The 22,366-nt window shown below is 39.0% G+C and carries 22 protein-coding genes and 1 pseudogene; 4 read left to right on the top strand and 19 right to left on the bottom strand.

The annotated features are described in order from the left end of the window. Positions 1 to 494 precede the first annotated feature (494 nt). The 5 genes from NSS70_RS19710 to NSS70_RS19730 all read right to left on the bottom strand — a co-directional run bounded on the left by NSS70_RS19710 (position 495) and on the right by NSS70_RS19730 (position 3,819). Positions 495 to 2,135 carry a b(o/a)3-type cytochrome-c oxidase subunit 1 gene (locus NSS70_RS19710; RefSeq protein WP_094244736.1) on the bottom strand — a complete coding sequence of 547 codons (1,641 nt, stop codon included), beginning with the start codon at positions 2,133 to 2,135 and terminating at the stop codon, positions 495 to 497. Next, positions 2,132 to 2,605 carry a cytochrome c oxidase subunit II gene (locus NSS70_RS19715; RefSeq protein ID WP_094244737.1) on the bottom strand — a complete coding sequence of 158 codons (474 nt, stop codon included), beginning with the start codon at positions 2,603 to 2,605 and terminating at the stop codon, positions 2,132 to 2,134. The genes NSS70_RS19710 and NSS70_RS19715 overlap by 4 nt, the downstream gene beginning before the upstream one ends. Before the next feature lie 15 nt (positions 2,606 to 2,620). Next, on the bottom strand, positions 2,621 to 2,776 hold the full coding sequence (locus NSS70_RS19720; protein WP_117016867.1) for a cytochrome c oxidase subunit 2A: 156 nt from the start codon (positions 2,774 to 2,776) through the stop codon (positions 2,621 to 2,623). Positions 2,777 to 3,061: 285 nt separating this feature from the next. Continuing rightward, the gene (locus tag NSS70_RS19725; RefSeq protein ID WP_063389063.1) at positions 3,062 to 3,433 is read right to left on the bottom strand and encodes a DUF423 domain-containing protein; all 372 of its coding nucleotides are present in this window, start codon (positions 3,431 to 3,433) and stop codon (positions 3,062 to 3,064) included. Positions 3,434 to 3,513: 80 nt separating this feature from the next. Beyond that, the gene (locus NSS70_RS19730; RefSeq protein ID WP_144597606.1) at positions 3,514 to 3,819 is read right to left on the bottom strand and encodes a YwdI family protein; all 306 of its coding nucleotides are present in this window, start codon (positions 3,817 to 3,819) and stop codon (positions 3,514 to 3,516) included. 151 nt (positions 3,820 to 3,970) lie between these two features. On the opposite strand from NSS70_RS19730, the gene speE reads away from it, so the two are divergent. Beyond that, positions 3,971 to 4,819, top strand: a complete 849-nt coding sequence (gene speE, locus NSS70_RS19735) for a polyamine aminopropyltransferase (RefSeq protein ID WP_094244739.1) — start codon at positions 3,971 to 3,973, stop codon at positions 4,817 to 4,819. A gap of 212 nt (positions 4,820 to 5,031) precedes the next feature. Here the strand turns inward: speE and NSS70_RS19740 are convergent, their stop codons facing one another. From NSS70_RS19740 to NSS70_RS19755, 4 genes are all read right to left on the bottom strand, one after another. Next, complete coding sequence (locus tag NSS70_RS19740) at positions 5,032 to 5,205, bottom strand: hypothetical protein (RefSeq protein ID WP_235600485.1); 174 nt, start codon at positions 5,203 to 5,205, stop codon at positions 5,032 to 5,034. A gap of 1,053 nt (positions 5,206 to 6,258) precedes the next feature. After that, entirely contained in the window at positions 6,259 to 6,687 is a 429-nt protein-coding gene (locus NSS70_RS19745) for a hypothetical protein (RefSeq protein WP_063389066.1), read from the bottom strand. 28 nt (positions 6,688 to 6,715) lie between these two features. After that, entirely contained in the window at positions 6,716 to 6,889 is a 174-nt protein-coding gene (locus NSS70_RS19750) for a hypothetical protein (RefSeq protein ID WP_161939832.1), read from the bottom strand. A gap of 894 nt (positions 6,890 to 7,783) precedes the next feature. Next, on the bottom strand, positions 7,784 to 8,467 hold the full coding sequence (locus NSS70_RS19755) for a uracil-DNA glycosylase (RefSeq protein ID WP_063389069.1): 684 nt from the start codon (positions 8,465 to 8,467) through the stop codon (positions 7,784 to 7,786). A 748-nt stretch (positions 8,468 to 9,215) separates the two neighbouring features. On the opposite strand from NSS70_RS19755, the gene NSS70_RS19765 reads away from it, so the two are divergent. After that, on the top strand, positions 9,216 to 9,851 hold the full coding sequence (locus tag NSS70_RS19765; protein ID WP_339198048.1) for a L,D-transpeptidase: 636 nt from the start codon (positions 9,216 to 9,218) through the stop codon (positions 9,849 to 9,851). A 222-nt stretch (positions 9,852 to 10,073) separates the two neighbouring features. Here the strand turns inward: NSS70_RS19765 and NSS70_RS19770 are convergent. Both NSS70_RS19770 and NSS70_RS19775 read right to left on the bottom strand, forming a co-directional pair. Next, a pseudogene (locus NSS70_RS19770) lies at positions 10,074 to 10,937 on the bottom strand (SDR family NAD(P)-dependent oxidoreductase); the annotation flags it as partial. 82 nt (positions 10,938 to 11,019) lie between these two features. Further along, positions 11,020 to 11,592, bottom strand: coding sequence for a TetR/AcrR family transcriptional regulator (locus NSS70_RS19775; protein ID WP_157727879.1), 573 nt, complete (start codon positions 11,590 to 11,592; stop codon positions 11,020 to 11,022). Positions 11,593 to 11,792: 200 nt separating this feature from the next. Here NSS70_RS19775 and NSS70_RS19780 point away from each other — a divergent pair, with 200 nt between their 5' ends. Further along, entirely contained in the window at positions 11,793 to 12,602 is an 810-nt protein-coding gene (locus tag NSS70_RS19780; protein WP_066251370.1) for a bifunctional hydroxymethylpyrimidine kinase/phosphomethylpyrimidine kinase, read from the top strand. A gap of 61 nt (positions 12,603 to 12,663) precedes the next feature. Here NSS70_RS19780 and NSS70_RS19785 read toward each other — a convergent pair whose 3' ends face one another. Beyond that, the gene (locus NSS70_RS19785) at positions 12,664 to 14,130 is read right to left on the bottom strand and encodes a nicotinate phosphoribosyltransferase (RefSeq protein ID WP_144597608.1); all 1,467 of its coding nucleotides are present in this window, start codon (positions 14,128 to 14,130) and stop codon (positions 12,664 to 12,666) included. Positions 14,131 to 14,440: 310 nt separating this feature from the next. Then, positions 14,441 to 15,271 (bottom strand): glycerophosphodiester phosphodiesterase, encoded by an 831-nt coding sequence (locus NSS70_RS19790; protein WP_240326740.1) that lies wholly within the window; start codon positions 15,269 to 15,271, stop codon positions 14,441 to 14,443. A gap of 293 nt (positions 15,272 to 15,564) precedes the next feature. On the opposite strand from NSS70_RS19790, the gene NSS70_RS19795 reads away from it, so the two are divergent. Next, entirely contained in the window at positions 15,565 to 15,846 is a 282-nt protein-coding gene (locus NSS70_RS19795; RefSeq protein ID WP_235600486.1) for a biotin/lipoyl-binding protein, read from the top strand. Between the two features lie 41 nt (positions 15,847 to 15,887). Here the strand turns inward: NSS70_RS19795 and NSS70_RS19800 are convergent, their stop codons facing one another. The 6 genes from NSS70_RS19800 to nfsA form a co-directional block, all read right to left on the bottom strand. After that, positions 15,888 to 16,589 carry a TrmH family RNA methyltransferase gene (locus tag NSS70_RS19800; RefSeq protein ID WP_327856162.1) on the bottom strand — a complete coding sequence of 234 codons (702 nt, stop codon included), beginning with the start codon at positions 16,587 to 16,589 and terminating at the stop codon, positions 15,888 to 15,890. A gap of 494 nt (positions 16,590 to 17,083) precedes the next feature. Continuing rightward, positions 17,084 to 17,389: a cytochrome aa3 quinol oxidase subunit IV gene (gene qoxD / locus NSS70_RS19805; protein ID WP_063389077.1), complete on the bottom strand. Its 306-nt coding sequence runs from the start codon at positions 17,387 to 17,389 to the stop codon at positions 17,084 to 17,086. Between the two features lies 1 nt (position 17,390). Next, positions 17,391 to 18,005 (bottom strand): cytochrome aa3 quinol oxidase subunit III, encoded by a 615-nt coding sequence (gene qoxC / locus NSS70_RS19810; protein WP_063389078.1) that lies wholly within the window; start codon positions 18,003 to 18,005, stop codon positions 17,391 to 17,393. A gap of 1 nt (position 18,006) precedes the next feature. Further along, positions 18,007 to 19,947 (bottom strand): cytochrome aa3 quinol oxidase subunit I, encoded by a 1,941-nt coding sequence (gene qoxB / locus NSS70_RS19815; RefSeq protein WP_063389079.1) that lies wholly within the window; start codon positions 19,945 to 19,947, stop codon positions 18,007 to 18,009. A 23-nt stretch (positions 19,948 to 19,970) separates the two neighbouring features. Further along, positions 19,971 to 20,933, bottom strand: coding sequence for a cytochrome aa3 quinol oxidase subunit II (qoxA, locus tag NSS70_RS19820; protein WP_339198058.1), 963 nt, complete (start codon positions 20,931 to 20,933; stop codon positions 19,971 to 19,973). A gap of 466 nt (positions 20,934 to 21,399) precedes the next feature. Further along, positions 21,400 to 22,149 carry an oxygen-insensitive NADPH nitroreductase gene (gene nfsA / locus NSS70_RS19825; protein WP_339193629.1) on the bottom strand — a complete coding sequence of 250 codons (750 nt, stop codon included), beginning with the start codon at positions 22,147 to 22,149 and terminating at the stop codon, positions 21,400 to 21,402. Between the last annotated feature and the right edge of the window lie 217 nt (positions 22,150 to 22,366).

Raw genomic sequence — 22,366 nt, forward strand, 5'->3', positions numbered from 1 at the left:
AGTGAGGTACTACGTTTTCTGTGTTCATCATGACTCACTGAATGCCAAGGGCTATTCTCTCTTAATTGTTCGGTCCTTCTTAGTTGTTCTAGACCAACTAATACTATGACCTCTGCTGACTTCTGACGGTTCAGCTACTTATCACTAAGTAGGTTATGAAGCGTACTTCACATATCCACCAGACCTCCCCGGGTAAGTACATGCACTTTCACACCATCTATCCGCCTCATTTACTCGATATGACCTTCGACAGAAAGAGCTTTGTTTTGTTTTGCAAACTCACTCAATCATACCTAGCCTTATATGAGGTTCGTGTTCCTCGGACCGGTGTTTTGCCTCCAGCTTCCTTCAGATTCCGCGTCACCACGGACACCCTTGCGTTAGGCTAACCACTACTTCTGCCTTCGTGGCTCGGGACTTTCACCCTAGAGATTACACCCATGCCGGGCGCACATAAAAAAAACCGGGCGTGAAAATTCAACGCCCAGTTTCTTCTACCAGAATTTAAATCCCGGTGAACTTGGTGCATTTTCAATGATATCGATGACCGGTACTGTATAAGCGATTACAATTAGCACAACAGACAGACCGATCCAAATTTTCCAATTTTCTAGAAGCAATGGTGTTTTTTCCGCATCTTCATGAACTTCACCAACTGGAAATTCTTCCGTTCCTTTTGGAGCAGCCACTGCCAAATTTATAACAATATAAAGAATCATCAAAATGGCAACGAATAAGATGGCTCCGCCAACCGCCATGATAGTTTGATAAGACATCCATTCCAACGCCTGCGGATGGTCTCCATATGTTGTATAAGCGGTCCGCCGAGGAGCTCCAAACAAACCAACTGTATGCATGGCTCCTGACATTAGGAACATACCGATGCACCAGAAAACGGTTTGAATGATCCCTAATTTATTTAATCGCGGTGTTAACGTTCTGCCTGTTAAATGAGGAACCAACCAATAGGAAATACCAAAAAACGTCAACGCTACAGTGGTGGCCACTGTTAAATGGAAATGTCCTGTTACCCATAAAGTGTTATGAACGACTTGGTTCATTTGGTTACTTGCATTAATGATTCCGCCTGCTCCGCCAGGAATAAAAACGAGCATTCCCATAAACGGTGCAAAAAAGCGAACATCTGTCCACGGAAGTTTTTTCACCCAGCCAAACAGTCCGCTGGCCCCTTTTTCTCTTCCGCTTATTTCAAATGTTGCAAACAAAGCGAAAGCTGTCATTAAAGATGGAACAATGACCATAAACGTCAACACAATTTGCAAAAACTTCCAAAACGGAGTGATCCCAGACTCTAGTATTTGATGATGGAAGCCGACTGGGATGGAAAAAAGAACAAACAGTACAAACGCCAGTCTTGCAAGCGAATCGCTGAAAATTTTCCCGCCTATTATTTTTGGAATGATGACGTACCAGCACATATAGGCAGGCAATAACCAGAAATACACTAATGGATGGCCAAAATACCAAAAAAGTGTTCTGCTTAACAGCACATTGATTTTATCGACTAACCCGAAGGACCAAGGAATAAACTGGAATAATACCGTTACTGCTACGCCCAATGTTGCTATGATCCATAAAATCATTGTGGCAACTGCCATAAAGCTTAATAGAGGAGACGGTTTTCCTTCATTTTTCTTTTTCCAGACAGCGTATTGGCTAAACATGCCAGCTCCGCTTACCCAGCTGCCGACTACAACAAGCGTCAGACCGATATAAAACCATGGCGATGCTTTAAGTGGTGCATAAAAAGTGTATAGAACGGTCGCTTTATTTAATAAGATCATAACCGTTGTAATCGCTGTTCCAATCGTCATAAGCCAAAAGCCGATCCAACCCGCCTTTTTGGCAAACGGAGTTAAATCACCTGTCGTCCGACTCATGGAAGCATATAAAAAACCAATGATAAAAAATGTTGTAAAAACAAGTGCCAACAAAACGCCATGAGCAGTCAAAAGCTGATAATACCCGATCCCTGCCGGAAGCTCAAGCGTTCCGCTTCTAACAAAAGCCTGCAATAACCCGGCAATCGCTCCTAAAAACAATGCAATATAACCAACTGCAATATGGGCGAGCGCCAGCTTTCCATCGTTTGGGTGAAGCGCTGTATTTTTCATGCTTTTGTCACCTCAATTTTCGTGCTCATCATTTGGTGCCCAGTACCGCAATATTCGTTGCAAATTATTAAATAGCTGCCGGGTTTATGGAATGTATGTGTAAGCGAATTCACATGTCCCGGGGTCACCATCATGTTGACATTTGTGCCAACGATTTCAAGGCCATGAACAACATCTTTGCTTGTCACGATAATATGAACTTTTGCTCCCTCCGGTATTTTTATGTCATTCGGCATAAAGGCAAAAGCTTGAGAAACTATAACAAGTTCGTATTCGTTGTCTCCAATTTTCTTTAAGCCTGGTTGATTAAACGGCTCTGTCGTATCGACTTTTTGCGGATCCAATGTGGTCAGATCACTCGGCGGATGATGACCTTGTGCAAATGCACTGATGCCCACGATTGTTAAAAACATCACAAGCGTACCTATACCTATTAATAGCCAAACCTTTTCAAGTTTGTGCAAATGCAAGATGATCCCCCTCCTTTATAATCGTTGAATAAATAAGTAGTAAACTCCAAACCAAGAAAGTATTAAAAAAAGAGCCAGCATAAGAACAGATAAAAAAGTGCCAAATAACGAATATTCTTTCTTTTGAGCAATTTCCTGCTCTTTTTTATCGGAGATGAATTCTTTTGCCACCCATAACACCACCTTTTCTTCTTTTAAAAAAATTGTAGTTTAGCTTACGTTAGTCAATCTGTGAAAAAAATCACATTTTCCATAGTACTTTTTGACAGTATGTTGAACAAAAAACATTGCATTCACACTGAATCTTCTATCATTAGGAAGCTAGGAGCCAAAATGAACGGGACACATTTTTGGATGAAGCTCTGGCTATGACCTTTGAATCGGTTAAGAAGGTCACCCTTTCATTTCTTTGCACAAAAAAACGCCTGTCCCGATATAGTAGACAGACGTTTATATTTACATATATTTAACTGCAGCAACAGCAAGAAGAACCCATGCAATTAAAAATGAAATGCCTCCAAGCGGCGTAATTGCACCTAACACTTTGATCTGCGTCACACTTAATATATACAGGCTTCCGGAAAACAGGAGAATACCGATGAGCATCAGCCACCCGGCCCAATTTGCATAGCCTGCCTGCGGATGCTGCTGCAAAAACAGAGCCGTGACAAAAAGGCCTATCGAATGGAACATTTGATATTGTACACCTGTTTGCCATGTCTCCAAATATTTTTGCGGAATTTTCCCTTCCAAACCATGGGCGCCGAATGCTCCTAAAGCTACAGACAAAAAAGCACCGACGGCTCCAAGAATGAAAAATATTTTCATCATCTTCACCCCTTTTTCCCTTCATCTTACCTTATCGTCCGTTTTTTTTAAATGAAGATTTTACAGATGACAAGATTTTGTTAGAAATCAAAAATAGATTCTCCATTTGCATCGTCTTCGACCAACAAACGTTCTTTCATTGTCAGCGTTTTGCTGTTTGCATTTCCGATCATTTTTTCCAGCTCTAATGGAGTTATTTCACTTTCGCTTTTTGGCTCTTGACTAGCTGAAAAATCATAATTTTCCTCTTGTTGATCCAAAATAACATCACATAAAGAACGGATGACAAGAAGCCGGGCTTTTAGATCATGAGGTGTTCCTGCTGCCTTTGCCTTTTTCAGTTCCTCCTCCATTTTTCCTATTATGCTTGAGACCGGTATATTCAACTCCTATCGCTCCTTATTGAAAGATAATGATCTTGCTTTTTTTATCATATTTGATTTTTTCCTTATTGACAAACTTGTCTGCTTCATTCACTTTTCATAACAAACTTGTTACAATAAGTAAGGAATTTTTGAGCACAAGGAGGGCCTGCAGATGGACAATCAATATTTGCAAACAATAAACGGCGATTTATGGTTAACAGAAGATGAAAGAGAAAATTTAAAAATCAGCTATAGAATCAAAGAAGTGCTTTTTTCAAAGCAATCCCCTTTTCAACATGTTATGGTATTGGATTCATATGATTTTGGCCGCATGCTAGTGCTAGATGGAGTTGTGCAAACCACTTCTATTGATGGGCATATATATAATGAAATGATTTCCCATGTCCCGCTCAATCTCCACCCAAATCCGGAAAAAGTGCTGATCATCGGCGGCGGAGACTGCGGTGTTGCCAGAGAAGTGTGCAAATATGATTCAGTGAAGGAAATCGATATGGTGGAAATTGACGAGCTTGTCGTTTCCGCATGCAAGGAGCATCTGCCTGAAGTGTCAGGAAACTTAAGCGATCCGCGCGTAAATTTCTTATTTATTGACGGCGTGAAATATGTAGAAAACAAACAAAATGAATACGATGTGATCATTGTTGACTCTTCTGACCCGATTGGACCGGCAGAACAGCTGTTTTCAAAAGATTTTTATACCAACCTATATAAAGCGTTAAAAGACGATGGCCTCATGGTATGCCAAAGTCAATCGCCTGTTTTCCACTTGGATGTTTTAAAACGGTCTTATAGCCATATTCAATCTTTATTCCCGATTACAAAACTATACACAGCTGTTGTTCCTACATATCCGGGAGGACTATGGAGCTTTACAATCGGATCGAAAAAATATGAAGATGTAAAGTCGGACAATTTTTCGAAAGATACAAAATATGTAAATCAAGCTATTCTCGAAGGGTGCTTTAAGCTTCCTGAGTTTTTGCAGCAAGCATTGAAATAATGGAGCTGGCCCAAAAGTCATTGAAAGTTGGCTTTTTGGGCCTCTATTTGTTTTGACAAAAAAACATACTTTCTAGTAAAAATGCAAGCGTCAAACGAACAATTAAGAAAGAACTGTGTGCTGCAAAATAAAGTACATAATATTGCAATCAGACAAAGACGAGAATTTGCTTAAAGAAACGCAAAAAGTGAGAGGCGATGGTAAAGCACCTCTCATTTAGATAAAATCTCTTTTGCAACTGGGAATTCGCCTATTTGCTCATATTTTTGAAGCAGTTGTTTTGAGATTTGAATTGGATATTCTGCTTTTTCATTTTGGGTAACGCCTAATACCTCAATCAATCTGGAATGAAATTCTTCTAGACTAGGCACTTTACCTTCTTGCATATACTCTTTTTGAATTTTGAGAAGGAAAAATGCGATCTCTGCCCGCTCCTCACCATTTAAATCTTTTTTCAGAGCAACGTAATCAATATTAATAATAAGTCAGGAGATATCTTTTGATTACCAATAATCTTTATTAATAGATTTTTAAAAGCTCTACCTAATAATTTAAGTTATAAATTTCTTTATCTAACCTTTCTACCTGATTCTAAAAAATTTCAATCATTCCGAGCTATTTCTATCATCCATACTCGATCTCCTCCTGTTCTTTTCTTTCAACTGGACGAAAGATCAGAATCACTTCTACAATGGCTTTAGCTCCAATTCTTATAGCTGTGGCTCCAAGCGGCTTCTTCATAGCATCGTATCCGAAAAAAGAGCCTTTTGTCCGACGAGGGTGCACAAATCTATTCTTGAAGAAAAACCGAGGCAGAAAGTGCGCCCCGTCATATTAAAGGCAATCGGTCGTTCCGCAGATTTTCTTTTCAGGGGCTCGACAAGGTACATGTTGAGTTTGGGGTTATAGCTTTATCTCCAACATGTTAAAAATTGCTGGTATTCGCCAGCTACTTTCAAAAATACAAAAGCCAATGAAGAAAAACGAGCTGTTTTCTCCACTTACTTCATTTAGCGACTTTATCAGAAAGTCTAAAATATGATATGTTGCTTATTTTTCAAACAGTTTACAAATAAATGGGATGCCAATCATCAAATGGTATTTTGATAACTTGATGAAACTATTTGTGAAATATACTCACCTACTAAAACAACTAATCCCGCAAAAACTGCGGAAAAAACGGCTTGTTTCATAATAATCATTTCTCCCCCAATTGGGGCAAGATTATAGAATATTTACTATATTTATACTTTCTATACTGGGACGCCAGTTACATATTCAGATAAAATAGCCCCCTACGATAGCTCCTGCAACTGCTCCACCAATTCCACCAAACAAAGAACATAAGTATGTCGCTCCATTTGAAATTCACCTTTAATTATTGCTCGGAAATCAGTTTTAGTTAACCAGAATTCGACTCGGACGAGTGTGCTCTTTTATTATTTTGTTGAAAGAATCTTTTTGCATACTGGAAAAAGGTTATCTTCATCTTTTGCAAATTTTTTTAATAGGTTTTCAGTAACTTCAATTGGAAAACTTTGTTTGTCTTCATCAGTGAGAGAAAGTGTTTCAATGACATACTGATGAAACTCCTGAAGATTTGGAAATTCACCAGTTTTTCTATACATTCTTTCTGTTTTACTGACTAATAAGGTTAATTTATGATACTTAGTTGCATCAATATTTAATTTTAAAAGAACATAGTCTATATCATTTTTATCAATATGTTTGTTTGTTTCAACAAGTTCAACCAATAGTTTCATTACTTTACCCAGTTTTTGTGTTAATTGATATGTTTCTTTATCAAGTCTGTTAATTTGTTCAATTTCTTCTTCAATATGTTTAATTCTATCCTCTAATTCTTTCATTCATACTTCCCCTCCCTACCTATGTGTCTTACACTGGAGCCAAAAATTCAATAGCTTCTCTAATTACGGAGGCTACAATTCTAGCTGTGGTTTTTCCTAGAGGTTTTTTTAATGCTTGATAAACAGCATCTTCTATCTTACCATAGGTTAAATTTTCCACACTTTCTAATTTTCTTAAAGCAGGTTTAACGTAAGTATGCATTAAATTTCCTACTTTAACAGTTGCGTCTTTCCCTAAAGTTTTACCTACAAAATTAGTTATGGTAGTAGTGTTACTAATCGCCCATTTTAAAGCTTTTTTAACTGCATAGCTAGGAACAGAGTTTGTTTGAACGCCGCTAAGTCTAACTGGGTCAGTTACTGTAATAGAACCTGGTCTATCTAATTGATAATTTTTAGCAAAACTATTATAGTCGAGAACTAACTCTTTTTTCTCATTATTTAAAGCATCATAATCATTTTCAGTTGGTAATACAGTAGTTGATTCATTTGTCGCAGCACTTGTTTTATTACCTTCAAATCCTACGAATGTTGTTAATAGTATTGCTGTTTAAGATTAAGATACCTTTTTTTAACATATTTTTCCTCCTTGTAATAAATAAAATTGTTAGGAATGATCGTACTTTGTCAAATCCTCTACTCCGCAAAGAACAAAGCGATGCTTTTGTAGTCTTGAGATATTGGTCATTTGCTTCGAACCTCCTTTCTATTTGAAAGACGTTTTACAAGTCTATATTGCTTCAATATTTCCTAAAAAATCCTTTCATGCGCAAATATGACAGATTCCAATGCAATGACGAGGGTGCACAAATCTATTCTTGAAGAAAAACCGAGGCAGAAAGTGCGCCCCGTCATATTAAGGCAATCGGTCGTTCCGCAGATTTTCTTTTCGAGGGCTTTCGAAAGTCCAAACGGAGTTGGAATTGTGGCCATGGAACACAATCTATTGAAAGCGTCCGGAAAATCATTCACTTTCAACAGAATCTCCAAAAAAAAAGACGGATGAAGAAAAACTTTATGATGTTTCTTCATCCGTTTTATTTTTGGATAGTCCCTTTTTCATGTTTCCACTTATCACGCAAACGGCAGGCAGCAATTAAATGTCATTATCGCTGATGCACCAGTCAATTTCTTCTGATCCGATGGACTTTAAAAATTGATTTGCTTTAGAAAAAGGCCTGCTGCCAAAAAAGCCTCTGTTTGCCGAAAATGGCGATGGATGCGGCGACTCAATGACAAAATGCTTATTCATGTTAATCATTTCTTTTTTCGCCTGTGCATGCCTTCCCCATAAAATAAAGACGACTGGACGCTCTCGCTCGTTTAAACAGCTAATCACTCGATCGGTAAATTGTTCCCATCCTTTTCCTTTATGAGAATTGGCTAGTCCCTGCCTTACCGTCAGCACAGTGTTCAATAATAGAACACCTTGCTTCGCCCATTTGACAAGATGACCGTGGTTTGGAGGCTTGCAGCCGAGATCGTTCTCAAGCTCGATGAAAATATTTTTCAGAGACGGCGGCTGAGCAATCCCCGGCTTTACGGAAAAGCTTAATCCATGTGCTTGATTTGGTCCATGATACGGATCTTGGCCTAAAATGACAACCTTTACTTCTTCATAAGGCGTGTAATGCAAAGCATTAAAAATGTCGTACATATCCGGATAAATCGTATGATGGGCATATTCCTGCTTCAAAAATTCCCGCAGCTCTTTGTAGTATGGCTTTTCAAACTCTTCTTTCAACAGTCCCCACCAATCATTTTTTAAAATCTGCTTCAACGTTTGCCACCCTCTTAGCTTCTACTGATCTATCACTATTTTTAATGTTATGATGATTCGGCTTTTTTTGTCAAAGGGTGACAGCTGTCGCTAATATTTTGCAAAATGTTCCACATGAAACATTAAGGCTTTCGACAGAAGCAAGAGGGCAAAAATCGCAGTAAAGACTGAAATATCAACTTTTTTGCCGTTCCCATTATAAAGTGAGAAGCTTGGTGCCCTAAATGTACGAAAAACATTTGATGCATTTTTATCACGTTTAAACAAGCCGTAATGCTCCAAGATAACGCAAATGTTCTGACGATTCTATTGATTTTCGTCTGTTAGAAACTCGCAGGTAAACGGAATATCCATTCATTTTTAACTATTACCGAATAGCCAAATGAGACAAAGCTCGTCATTGAAAAAATGCTGAAACAGACGGACAAGGCCTACGACATCAAATATGCTGCCCCTCTCGATGCTTTAATGTGGCAGACGCCCATAAGGAAGGCATTTTAGGCGAGGGTCATGATCCTGAGGCACACCTCATCCCAATCATTTGCTAGAAGAGGTTTCTAGCTTGATGTCGATACACACGACGGAAATAATTTTTTTGCTTACTCCTTTATTCAAGTTCACAAAAAAATTATTTATGTTTCTTTTTGATTACAAATTTTTTCGTAATTGCAGCTTTTTTTGAATAGTTCTTTGCATAAGCACATAATTTTATAAAGAGAATGAACAGAAAGGACAGGTTTAAAAACATATGAGCATAAAGAAAATCTATATAGGTATCGCATTTATTTCTTGTTTCTTTTTTATTCTTTCATCACCAGTTGCAGCTGAACAAAAGATTGATGGTCAGCTGATCATAATAAACAAGAGCGTAAATAAACTGGCATTTTTTGAAGACGGAATTCTTCAAAGAGTATTTCATGTCGCAACAGGAAAATATGCTCAGCTAACTCCAGAAGGCATTTTCCCCATTGTCACAAAAATTAAAAACCGCCCTTATTTTAAAGAAAAGATTCCAGGAGGAGACCCGAGAAATCCATTGGGTGATCGCTGGCTTGGTCTTGATGCTTTAGGATATTATGGAAACAATTTTGCCATTCACGGCAATAATAATCCAAGATCGATTGGAACGTATGCAAGCAGCGGATGTGTCCGCATGCATAACGCCGAAATTCGCTGGCTCTTTGAAAAAGTTGAGCTGCATACGCCAGTCATTATTCTAAAATCCAATAAAAGCTTTGACGTTATTGCAAAAGAGCACGGATATTATACTGAACAAGGGGTTCCTGTCACTATTCGGAATGGAAGAGTGCTGTTTGCAAGGGAACAGTTAACGAAATCACCCGAAAATATGTATTCACCGCAGGGAGCTTTTGCTAAACAATAAACCATGGGGCGGAGACGGAGCAAGCAGCTGAATTACTCCGTTCCACTCAAAAGGTTTGCTGAATTAGACGAAATCGGGAAAGTATTGAGCATTTAGTCTCTCCGTTCCATGCGAAGCCAGTTGCAACATCGGGAGTGATCACGCTTCTTCTTGATGTTTCATAAAATCAACAGTTGCGATGATGCCTTGTTCGTAAGGAGTTTTTGGCAGCGGCCCGATTCATTTTTCAAATTTTTCACCCGATAATACGACAGGCGCTTCGACTAAGTACATCATTTCAACCATTTCCTTCATCATCGGGCTGAATAACCCTAAAAAATAAATCATCGATTTCGTGACAACACTTACTTTCTTTTCATATTGAAGCTTTTCCCTCAAGATTTGAATAATTTCCCGTCCGGAAATAACTCCCGCCCCCGGTATATTCCAGTGCTCATGATAGGTATCGTCCCTTAATGCAAGCTCAACTAAAGCTTTGGCACCGTCCGGCAAAAAAATATATTCCCTCGGTATATTTAAATCCCCGATAAATTGAGATCGTTTATTTTGGACAACTTTTTTTAACGTATGATGCAACAATGTTTTTTCCCCACATGGACCGTAAAAATCGGGGAAGTGAGCGATCAAGTAGTCTACTCCGCTCTTTTCCACCATTTCAGCAAGCCGCAATCGTATTTTTCCTTTTTTAGTATGAGGATTTTTCGGATCAGTCTCGGACATTGTTTTTCCATTTGACCGTCCATATGCATAAATATTATCAACGACAACAAGCTTAGCTTTTTCTTTTTTTGCTGCCGCCAGCACATTTTCCATGATGATCAATAGATCTCTCTCCCACTGCGGATACGGTATGTTAATGGCATGGAAAATCCATTCCGCACCTTCGCATGCTTGCAAGATGCTGGATCGATGGAGGGCATCTCCAGCGACAATGCTGACGCGATCGTTCAAACGGTGAAACATTTTTTTCATTTTTTCTGTATTGCGGGCTACGGCGACAACCTCAATATTCTCTCTATTCAGCAATTCATGAACTAAATTGTAGCCCATTCCGCCTGATGCACCTAAAATAACCGCTTTTCTCATCCTTTTTACCTCCGATCTTAAAATTAACCATTGGTCAATAATATGCAAAAAAGTAAATAAGCTTAAGTGCTTATTACTTTTTTCAACTTAAAAATCCTTTGATTAAAAAAGCAACATATTGTTCAGCAAGTCCTTCCATATCTTTATACTCAGCATCGGTCTGTACATATTTCGTTACAAAACCGCTTACTGCAAGAAACAAACACCAAATGACTGTTGGATTTGCTTTATCTGGAGCAAACTGAAAAATAGCCTGCGCAAAACGTTCATATGACTTATTCGGCTCTTGCTCCATCAGCATATCAAGCTCGAGATTTTGTGTTAAAAACATCAGCTTATAATGACTTTTATATGTCAGCCCGAATTCAATAAACTTTAACAAGATCGTTTTTACAGCTTCTTCTTTAGAAGAATACGAGGCTTGCAGCACTTTTTCTAACAGCCCGTCTAAAAATTGAAAATCCGTCTGCACAATTTTATAAAAAAGCTCTGCTTTATTTTGAAAATGATAATAAAGCGCTCCATGTGTGCAGTGCAATTCTTTGGCGATTTCCCGCATGGAAACATGTTCATATCCTTTTATGACAAAAAGCTCTCTAGCAGCATTCATAATTGCCTCTTTCGTTAATTCAGTGTCTTTTTTTCTAGGAGCCAATTGTTCCATTCCTTTCTTAACAACAACAAGCGTGCCTCTGATTTTGGCGTGTTGGCATTTAGCTGCATTCTTATTTATTAACCGATGGTTAATTATATTTTAATCCTTTTTTTGTTTTTAAGCAAATGTTTTTCTATTCTTATGGTACAAACTGCTATAATGTTGTTATAAAATCTTTACAGCTGGATGGAGGTAACAAAATGACAATGAAAAAAGCCTTGACGATCGCAGGTTCCGATTCCAGCGGTGGAGCAGGTTTACAAGCGGACTTAAAAACGTTCCAAGAATACGGAGTTTATGGAATGACTGCGGTCACTACAATTGTAGCAATGGATCCTCATAACGGATGGCAGCATCAAGTATTCCCTATTGAAATCGATACCATAAAGGCCCAGCTCGCAACGATTATAGAGGGAGTCGGTGTAGATGCCATGAAAACCGGAATGCTCCCGACAGCAGAAATTGTCGAGCTGGCAGCAGATACAATTAAAAAATATAATTTAAAAAACACGGTCATCGATCCTGTCATGGTATGCAAAGGGGCAGATGAAGTGCTTTATCCCGACCATGCGGAAGCGATTCGCAATTCTCTGACAAAAGTCGCGACGGTTATTACTCCAAATCTCTTTGAAGCAGGGCAATTGAGCGGGTTAGGTACTATTCAAACGGTCGATCAAATGAAAGAAGCAGCTGCCATTATTCATGATCTTGGTGCAAAATATGTTTTGGTGAAAGGCGGCGGAAAGCTTGAGCATAAATATGCTGTTGATGTTTTATATGACGGAAAGGATTTTGAAATCCTAGAAGGCGAACGAATCGACACAACCTATACACATGGTGCTGGGTGCACATATTCAAGCGCGATTACAGCTGAACTAGCAAATGGCAAAACGGTTAAAGAAGCCGTTTATTCCGCCAAAAAGTTTATTACAGCAGCCATCCGCCATTCCTTTCCTTTAAATCAATATGTCGGCCCAACTTGTCATGCCGCATTAAGATTATACGAATAAATAATAGAGCCGAATCGATTAGCTCACGACCATTGTGGCTGTTCGTTCGGCTCTTTTCATGTTAATAATCCATATTTTTAACTTTTTGCTTTACTTCCTCAATATTTCTCATTTTATTTTCCCAGCACAATTCGCTCAGATCAACAGGGTATTCGGCAGGATTTAAAATGCGTTTATATTCATCCCATAACAGCTCCAAATTTTCTTTTACATATGACCGGATTTCTTCCAATGAAGGACATTCATACGTAAGCTCGCCATCAACAAAAATATCGTGATGCAAATCCTTTGCCGTAAAATCGGTTACATATTTTTTGATAAATGTATGGACAGGATGGAACATTTTCAGCCGCTTTTCTTTTTGCGGCTGTTCAAAATGTAATGTAATATAATCTCCTTCAGCCCTCTTATCCTTGTTGTTGATAATTCGATATACATTTTTCAAGCCTGGTGTTGTCACTTTTTCCGGATTTGATGAAATTTTTATTGTATCGACTAATTTGCCGTCGTCCCCTTCAATGGCAACCAATTTGTACACAGCTCCCAATGCAGGCTGGTCGTAGGCGGTAATCAGCTTCGTTCCAATTCCCCACACATCGATTTTCGCTCCTTCAGCTTTTAAATTGACAATCGTATGTTCATCAAGATCGCTCGAAGCTATAATTTTTGCGTTATGGAAACCAGCATCATCAAGCATTTTTCTCGCTTTTTTGGACAGATAAGCCAAATCCCCGCTGTCAAGGCGAATACCGATAAAATTAATTTTATCGCCAAATTCTTTTGCAACCCGAATGGCATTCGGAACACCGGAGCGAAGCGTATCATATGTATCCACCAAAAAAACGCAGTCTTTATGAGTACTTGCATATTTACAAAATGCAACATATTCATCACGATACGTTTGAACAAATGCATGTGCGTGGGTTCCGGAAACAGGAATTCCGAAAATCTTCCCTGCTCGGACATTGCTTGTCCCATCAAAGCCGGCAATATAAGCTGCACGGGTTCCCCAAATAGCTGCATCCATCTCATGGGCTCTTCTTGTTCCAAATTCAAGCGCTGATTCATTTCCAATAATTTGTTTAATTCTTGAAGCCTTTGTTGCGATAAGCGTTTGATAGTTCACAATATTTAAAAGAGCTGTTTCAATAAGCTGCGCTTCCCCTAGAGGGGCTTCCACACGTAAAATCGGTTCATTTCCAAATACAAGCTCTCCTTCTTTCATGGACCGAATCGTGCCGGTAAAACGAAGGTTCTCCAAGTAACGGATAAAATCTTCTTTGTAATTCAGCTCTTCCCTTAAATAAGCAAGGTCCTCTTCTGTGAAGCGGAAATTTTGTATATAATCAATAATTCGTTCCAGGCCGGCAAAAACAGCGTAACCGCTCCCAAAAGGAAGTCTTCTAAAAAACAACTCAAAAACTGCCTTTTTTTGGTGGATGTCATCCCTCCAATACGATTCGACCATGTTGATTTGGTATAAATCGGTATGGAGCGTCAAACTATCATCATTATACATTTTCATCATCATGAAACCCCCATAATATTTAATCGCTGTCTGTTCCATACGGAATGTTGAAATGTCCAAGAGGCCCATTTGTGTCTAGCGGTGATGACAGATGGATGAAGCCTGTTCAGCAAAAATTTGAAACCTTTCAGAGCAGGCATCCCCTTCAAGCTTCCTTGCAATCTATCAGATCTTTCTAACGGGCTTAATCGTTGAAACAAATCTCAAGGACGAATCTCCATTATATTATGAAAGCACTAACCGTATTGTACTCCTTTCTATACCGTCATTCAATATTTGCCAAAATTAGTGTCCATTTTAAAAGCCGAAATTACCTAATCCTGCTTCTTTTACTATAAGAGGGCGATTTTGGCAAATTTGTCAAATAATCGGGATAATCCGTAATAATTCCATCGACATTCATGGCCATCAAATGTTGAATATCGTGTATATCTCTAGCTGTATAAGGCATAATTTTCATGCCGCTCTGATGAATCATATAAACTAATTTAGGGGTTACAAGCGCTTTATTCGGATTGATATATGTCGCAAATGCTGCATATTGCTGTAAATGCTCCTCCGTAATAGCGCCATGTCTATATCCGATGAGCACTCCAAGAGAAATCGAAGGCAAGACACTGTGGAATTCCTGTAAAAAAGCGGTATCAAAGGATTGAACGACCACATTCAGTTGCTGATCCCCTTTTTCGATCAGTTCTTTTGCCAACCTCTCTACAATGCCGAACTGCTTTTTCGGTTCTTTAACTTCTATTAAAAAATTGATCTTCCCCCTGTATTTCTTAAGGACATCGCATAAAAGGGGTATTTTTTCTCCGGAAAATTTTCGATGAAACCAGGCTCCAGCATCAAATTGTTTTAGTTCTTCATATGTGAAATTTTTAACTAAACCTGACCCGTTTGTTGTACGATCAATCGTTTCATCATGAATAACGGCGAGCAACCCGTCTTTCGTCATCCGTACATCCAATTCTAAATAATCCGCCTTCATGTCAATAGCGAGATCAAAGGCTGCAAATGTGTTTTCCGGAGCATATCCAGATGCTCCCCGGTGTGCGACGGCAATTGTTTTGTTGGGCTCTTTTTGAAAATGAAATATTTTATAAAAAAAGCGGTGAACATAATAACGAACATAATCAAGCATGCATAACCATCCCCGTTTTTTTAGATTTATACTAAATAATAATCACTTACATTAATTTATAACATTTTTTTTACAATTTTATTTTTCTTTTGCAGGATATTTCGTTTTGGAATAGAATAGTATTTAGAATATAAAAAAATTTTTAATTAACGCATCTTACAACACACCATTGTTTCCAGCCTGCACCTCATGATGAGAAGTTTTGGCCAAATCTCCTCTTCATAACACCCATTTCGCTTTTGTCCCGGATTATGCCCTATGCAAAAAATCTTAAGTTCAAGGAGAGTGATGGGATGATTAGAAAAGACGTGATGACAAAAACATGGGGAAATAAAGAAATTGTGACAAGTCCGTTTTATGGTGTCATAAAAAAAATTATGACCGAAGCAAAAAACCGGATTTATGAATGGGAACCGTTGTTTACCATTCAAACGGATGAGGGTACTCTTGTCCAAATCAGCGTCGGTATTGGAGGAATCATTGACAAGCTGTTCGTCAAAGAGGGAGATCGGGTTATTCCTGGAGCAGTCTTAGCATATATTGATGAAGATTTAATAGTCACTGGCAGCGATTAAGAATTAGGACCCCTAAGAAGAAAAAAGGGGTCCAGTAATAGCTACTTGTATTGAGCAACAATTTTTCTCAACCGGTTATTTAACGATTTAAGCATCCAATCCCGAAAGATCTCCTGTTTTTCTTCCAATGTTAAATAATACTCGGCGCCAGCTCTCCCCTTTGCAAGATCCGTTATATGTTTAATTGACAAGGCAGCAGCAACGGAAATGTTTAAGCTTTGCACAAATCCTTTCATAGGAATTACAAACGTTCTGTCAGCCATGTCAACCGCCTCTTTTGAAACACCGCTATGTTCATTTCCAAAAACAAGGACAGTCGGTCTGCTTACATCAAGCTTTTCAAGAGGAACAGCCTGTTCACTCAAATGGCTAACATATATTTGATATCCTTTCTTTTTTAATTGACTGATGGCTGCACTAATATCTGATTGATAATCAATTGTCAGCCATTTGTCTGCACTTTTCGTCACCAATTCATTAGGGGCAAAAGGCGCTCTTCCGGTGACAACCGTTACATTCTGCACGCCAAAAGCTTCGGCAGAACGAAGAACAGCCGCTTGATTATGGCCGTCATCCACCGCTTCCAACAATATGGATACGTAACGAGTCCGTTCCTTCAATACCTCATATAAACGATTCAGCCTTTCCGGCACAATCATATCAAGAATTTGGCGATCCTCATCATTTACAATCTTCTCTTTCAGCAATAATTCCACAATATTATTTTCTTTATTAACATTCACATCCCTTTACCTCCTTGAAAGCACGTGCGGGCAAGAAGATCGAACGTTCTCATTTATTATACGTCTTCTCCAAAAAAAATCTACCTCCTATAGCTGGAAACGTTATAGATCAGGTTAAATATAAACAGTTTATCCACATTATCTTTGTACTGTTTCGTTCGTACTCATTGGGCAAAAACAACAAAGTATCAAAATTTGTTTTTTTAAAAGAAGAGAATTTCCGCAAAGCTTCTTTGTATATATCAACGGATATTCACAGGAAATCCCCCTAATATAAACAGCTTTTACACATATTTTATCCACATATCCACATTAGCTATCCACATTTCGTATTGGCACATTTGTTCCCTACTACATATATGATTAAATAATTCACATTTGTTGATAAACTTATCCACTTATGCACAGCTTACAAACGGAAAACACTCAATTGCTTGTTTTGAACAAAAAAATCCCGAAAAGAGGTTTCGTAACCTTTTTTCGGGACGCTTATGTTAATAGTGATGTTGATGGCCTAAGGACATAACCCATATAGACCCTGCAACAATGACAATTGCGATATAGATCCCGTAATAAATCATTGTTGCCTGCCAAGAACCGCTCTCTCCTTCTTTCATATGCATGAACAGCAAAAGCTGAATAAACGCTTGGCAAAATGCTAAAACGACAATTAATGTAATAATCGTATTTGTCGGCAGATCGGTTGAAAATGTAATCCACACCGCCAATAACGTCAATATTATGGACAACAAAAACCCGAAGACATGCTTCCAAGGAAATCCTTTTTCGTTTTGTGCCAAGTTAACTCACCATCCCTGTCAAATAGACGAGTGTGAAGAGGAAAATCCAAACGACATCAAGGAAATGCCAATATAGACTTGAAATAAACACTTTTCTTGCCGTATCCGCGTTAAGGCCTCTTTTCAGCACCTGCAAAATGATAATCAAAATCCAAAATATCCCGATCGTAACATGAAGCCCGTGCGTTCCAACAAGAGCGAAGAAGGATGAAAGGAACGCGCTTGTTTGCATTGTTGCACCTTCATGAACAGCATACAAAATGAACTCTTCTATTTCAAAGTACAAAAAACCGATTCCCAACAATATCGTAACAATCAGCCAGCCGATCATACCGGCTTGCTTGCCTCTTCGCATTTCATAAACGGCAAGACCGCAAGTGAAGCTGCTTGTAAGCAGAAGAAAAGTTTCAATCAAAACTGTTTTCAATTCATACAATTCCTCGGGACCTGGTCCGCCCGCTGTTCTGGAGACGAGCACAAGATACGTAGCAAAGAGGGTGGCAAACAGGGCAAGCTCTGCCCCGAGAAAAATCCAAAAACCTAAAATATTTAATTGATTTTGTTTCGTTGAATACTCAAGTGGAAGATTCGATTGTTTTGGAGCAATTTCCGACATGTTACTCCCTCCCTGCTTCCGTCTGTTTAATTTCTTCGACCGGCACATAGTATCCATCATCATATTCAAAAGAGCGCAAAATCATGCAGATGATAACGCCGATCAATCCGATGATCGCAACCGGCATCCATTCGAAAACTAAACCGAAGCCGGCTATAAAGAAGAAGATCGACATGATGAAAGGCCGCCCCGAATTTGATGGCATATGGATTGGTTTATATTCCGGCTCCTCTTCTTCTTTTCCTTCTTTCCGTTCCTTCTTCATCATCCACCAAGCGTCAAGACCTTTTACCTGCGGTGTTACGGCAAAGTTGTAATGCGGTGCAGGCGACGGAATAGACCATTCCAGCGTCCGGCCATCCCAAGGATCTCCCGTGAGGTCACGCTCGCCTTTAAAGTACGTGTACACAACATTAATACACAGGAAGATAAAGCCGATTCCCATCATAACTGCGCCAATAGTCGAAATGACGTTTAATTCCGTCCAGCCGGCATCTGCCGGATATGTGTAAATTCTTCTTGGCATGCCCATAAATCCTAAAACATATTGCGGCAAGAAACATACATTAAAGCCAAGGACGAAAAACCAGAACGTAATTTTGCCGAGCTTTTCATTTAAAATGACGCCAAACATTTTCGGATACCAATAATGAAGCGCTGCAAAGACAGCAAAGACCGTACCGCAAATTAACGTATTATGGAAATGGGCTACAAGGAAATACGTATTATGATATTGGTAATCGGCCGCAGCCATCGAAAGCATCACACCTGTAACCCCGCCGATGACGAAAGTTGGAATAAACGCCAAAGACCATAGCATCGCAGATGTGAATTTGATTCGACCTTTATATAAAGTGAAGAGCCAGTTAAAGATTTTTACCCCTGTCGGTATGGCTATCGCCATCGTCGATACAGAGAAAAATGCATTAACCGGGGCTCCTGAACCCATTGTGAAAAAGTGGTGCACCCAAACGAGCATACTTAATACAGAAATCGCCACCATGGACCAAACCATGGCTGTATAACCGAAAAGACGTTTTCTTGCAAACGTTGAGACAACTTCCGAAAAAACCCCAAACGCTGGCAAAATGGCAATATACACTTCCGGGTGCCCCCAAATCCAGAACAGGTTCGCCCAATGCATTGGCACTCCATCGCCTGAAAGCGTAAAAAAGTGAGTGCCAAATATTCTGTCCAACGTCATTAATGCTAAAGCAACCGTCAATACCGGAAAAGCGAAAACAACCAATATAGACGTAATAAGTGTTGCCCATGTAAACATCGGCATGCGCATTAAAGTCATTCCAGGAGCTCTCATTTTTAGAATCGTTACAATGAAATTAATACCGGAGATTAATGAACCGATCCCTGAAATTTGCAATCCTAATAAATAATAATTTTGGCCCGGCCCCGGGCTGAGTTCATTTCCAGCAAGAGGCATGTATGCCGTCCACCCTGCATCCGGTGAGCCGCCGATCACAAATGAAATGTTGAACAGCAAGGCGCCAAAGAAAAACGTCCAGAAGCTGAGTGCATTCAAATACGGGAACGCCACATCTCTAGCTCCAATTTGGAGAGGAACTGCAATGTTCATGATCCCGAATATGAACGGCATTGCCATAAATAAAATCATAATGGTTCCATGTGTAGTGAAAATTTCATTATAATGCTGTGAATCTAAAAACGTATTATTTGGCACTGTCAATTGGGCGCGCATTAAAAGTGCGTCTACGCCCCCTCGGAATAGCATTAATACGGCGGAAATAATATACATAATCCCTATTTTTTTATGGTCAACAGTCGTTAGCCACTCTTTCCACAGCCATTTCCATTTTTTAAAATAGGTTAATACAAAAACGATACCAATAATTGTTAATACAATGGCTGCATCCGCCATATATATAAGGGGTTCGCCGGTAACGAAAAATTCATCCCATTTCACAGCACGTTCCTCCTTCCTTCCGATTAATGTCCTTCGTGCTGATGGCTTTCATGTTCACGATTATCATGATGATCAGATTCAACTTCCTCCAATTTTATGGTACCGTGCTTTTCTTTTGCAGGGATATTGTCTAAATGCTCACCTGGTTTCGCAAAATCAACCCACGCCAAGTGTGTTCCAGAAAAAGTCAATTTATCTTTTAAAACTCCGACTTGGATGATTTCGTTAAATTGTTTTTTCGTCAGCAATGGAGCTGATGCTTGTGTTTCTTTCACCCATTTATAAAAATCTTCTTTTTCCATTGCGTTCACATCAAATGTTTGATGGGCAAATCCTTCTCCTGTAAAATTTGAATTCCGCCCTTTAAACGTACCGACATGATCAGCCTGCAAATAAAGAGTCATTCCCATTCCAGCCATATTATATTTTTGTCCGCCCAACTCTGGAATCCATAAAGCGCTCATCCCGCCGACAGCTGTCAATTTAAATTCAACTGGAACATCTTTTGGAATGTTGACATAATTGACTGTTTCAATATTTTCCTCCGGATAGCTGAAAATCCATTTCCAATCGGCTGCTGTCGCATGAATGACAATTGGTTCAACTCCTCTAGATTCCTTCGGCGGTTTTTCAAGCTCAAAAGTCGCCTTAACCGTTGGTATCGCCAAAGCAATGACAATCAACACAGGAATCGCCGTCCAAACAATTTCAAGCACTGTATTCCCATGCTGTTCGGGCGGTTCATAATCCATATTGTCAGGTCTTTCCCTGTATTTCCACAAAATAATCGCAAACAATGAAAAAATGACGACAATAATCAAAAGCATAAATCCAACAGACCAAAGGATTAAATCTTTTTGAACAGCCGCTACCGGCCCCTTTGGATTTAATAAGACAAACCGTTCGCTGCATCCTGATAGCAGGAGCAAAACGGATAATGGCAAAACTTTCATAACCAACTTCAGCCAACTTGGTTTGGCCGGCATTGTGATCCCCCCTAGGATTTTCAAAAATGTGCCAAAAAACGTCAACCATTCACTTTGAAACAAAAATCATCTGTTGTAAGTGAACTTTATCACAAATTTATGTAAAAAAACTTGAATTCAATAAACAGTCAATAAAAGATTAAAATTTTGTAAAAAAATCGCCATCAATCCGACACAAAACAGGAAATCATGTGAATCGAAAGGAATGATTGCCTCTATTGCTAATAGACGCATAAGAAAAACCGGGCGAAAAACATCAACGCCCGGTTTTTCTATTCGCACACATCGGTCTTTTTGTTTTCTACATACTATACGATCGGAAAATCAGCTAATTTCTAAATCTATCCATTTTTAACAAAAACGGATAATCTCATTGTTTCCATGTTCCCAAAATTGATTTCCATTTATTTCATCAAACAATTTGTCCATACCGCAACAGAGACAACTTGGCAAGAAACTGTTCATATTATTTTAAGTTATAGCCTTTTCTTTCCACAAATTGTTTCATATACATTCTCACCGGATTTGAAAGAGCGCGAGCCATTTGCCCTGTCCAAGTATCTTTGCGGACACCATTTGTACGTTTTTCATAATATTTGGATACTATTTGATTATATTCAAGAAGCCCCTGTTTATATATTTCTTCGTTTTGCTCATATTCTTCCTCATGATAAACATGATGTAAAGGCAATCGGGGTTTTTTTCCGGTATCAACGGCCGGATAGCCGACCGTTATGGCAAAAAGCGGGATGACCCGATCAGGAACTTTTAGCAGCGCCGAAACATCCTCTAAATTGTTGCGAATTCCGCCAATATAACAAATGCCAAGCCCCATGGACTCAGCGGCTAATGCAGCATTTTGCGCGGCCAATGCCGCATCAATAAGCGCAACCATAAATTTTTCTGTGCTTTCCAAGGATACCGTCACGTCTTTATCTTCCATTTCGCCTATTAGTTCGTGCCGGTGCAGATCTGCGCAAAAAACAAATAAATGGCCGCTTTTTTCCACATAGTCTTGGTTCCCCGCCAGTTCCGCAAGTTTTTTTTTCGTTTCCGGATTTTTCACCCCAATGATTGAGTAAGCTTGTATGTAACTTGAAGTCGAGGCCGATTGGGCACATTCCACAATTAAGCGTATTTGTTCATCCGTAAGCGGCCGATCTTCAAATTTTCGAACGGATCGATGGTTTAAAATGGTTTCGATCACTTTATTCATCATCATCATCCTTTCTTTTATATTCTTTTCTCAAAGTTTAACTTTTTTAGACGCCCATTTCATCGATTTTGTTTTTCGGCCAAGCAAAATGTGAAACGTAAGGATTTGGCCGTAATCGAGAGCATTTATAAGGATTTCTTATAAAAAATAAAATAAATTGAATAAAAAAGCTTATTACGACAAATTAATCTGAAAAATTAAACTTTCTATCAATTTT

It is taken from the genome of Aeribacillus sp. FSL K6-2848 (genome assembly GCF_038004325.1).
In the GTDB taxonomy this organism is placed as follows: Bacteria; Bacillota; Bacilli; order Bacillales; family Aeribacillaceae; genus Aeribacillus; species Aeribacillus composti.

What these genes read in the sequence shown, in the direction of transcription:
- speE (WP_094244739.1), top strand. Translation starts at nt 3,971, where the DNA reads ATGGACAATCAATATTTGCAAACAATAAACGGCGATTTATGGTTAACA.
- NSS70_RS19765 (WP_339198048.1), top strand. Translation starts at nt 9,216, where the DNA reads ATGAGCATAAAGAAAATCTATATAGGTATCGCATTTATTTCTTGTTTC.
- NSS70_RS19795 (WP_235600486.1), top strand. Translation starts at nt 15,565, where the DNA reads ATGATTAGAAAAGACGTGATGACAAAAACATGGGGAAATAAAGAAATT.
- NSS70_RS19740 (WP_235600485.1), bottom strand. Translation starts at nt 5,205, where the DNA reads ATGCAAGAAGGTAAAGTGCCTAGTCTAGAAGAATTTCATTCCAGATTG.
- NSS70_RS19725 (WP_063389063.1), bottom strand. Translation starts at nt 3,433, where the DNA reads ATGAAAATATTTTTCATTCTTGGAGCCGTCGGTGCTTTTTTGTCTGTA.
- NSS70_RS19750 (WP_161939832.1), bottom strand. Translation starts at nt 6,889, where the DNA reads ATGCATACTTACGTTAAACCTGCTTTAAGAAAATTAGAAAGTGTGGAA.
- NSS70_RS19710 (WP_094244736.1), bottom strand. Translation starts at nt 2,135, where the DNA reads ATGAAAAATACAGCGCTTCACCCAAACGATGGAAAGCTGGCGCTCGCC.
- qoxC (WP_063389078.1), bottom strand. Translation starts at nt 18,005, where the DNA reads ATGTCGGAAATTGCTCCAAAACAATCGAATCTTCCACTTGAGTATTCA.
- qoxA (WP_339198058.1), bottom strand. Translation starts at nt 20,933, where the DNA reads ATGCCGGCCAAACCAAGTTGGCTGAAGTTGGTTATGAAAGTTTTGCCA.
- NSS70_RS19790 (WP_240326740.1), bottom strand. Translation starts at nt 15,271, where the DNA reads ATGCTTGATTATGTTCGTTATTATGTTCACCGCTTTTTTTATAAAATA.
- NSS70_RS19745 (WP_063389066.1), bottom strand. Translation starts at nt 6,687, where the DNA reads ATGAAAGAATTAGAGGATAGAATTAAACATATTGAAGAAGAAATTGAA.
- nfsA (WP_339193629.1), bottom strand. Translation starts at nt 22,149, where the DNA reads ATGAATAAAGTGATCGAAACCATTTTAAACCATCGATCCGTTCGAAAA.
- NSS70_RS19780 (WP_066251370.1), top strand. Translation starts at nt 11,793, where the DNA reads ATGACAATGAAAAAAGCCTTGACGATCGCAGGTTCCGATTCCAGCGGT.
- NSS70_RS19785 (WP_144597608.1), bottom strand. Translation starts at nt 14,130, where the DNA reads ATGATGAAAATGTATAATGATGATAGTTTGACGCTCCATACCGATTTA.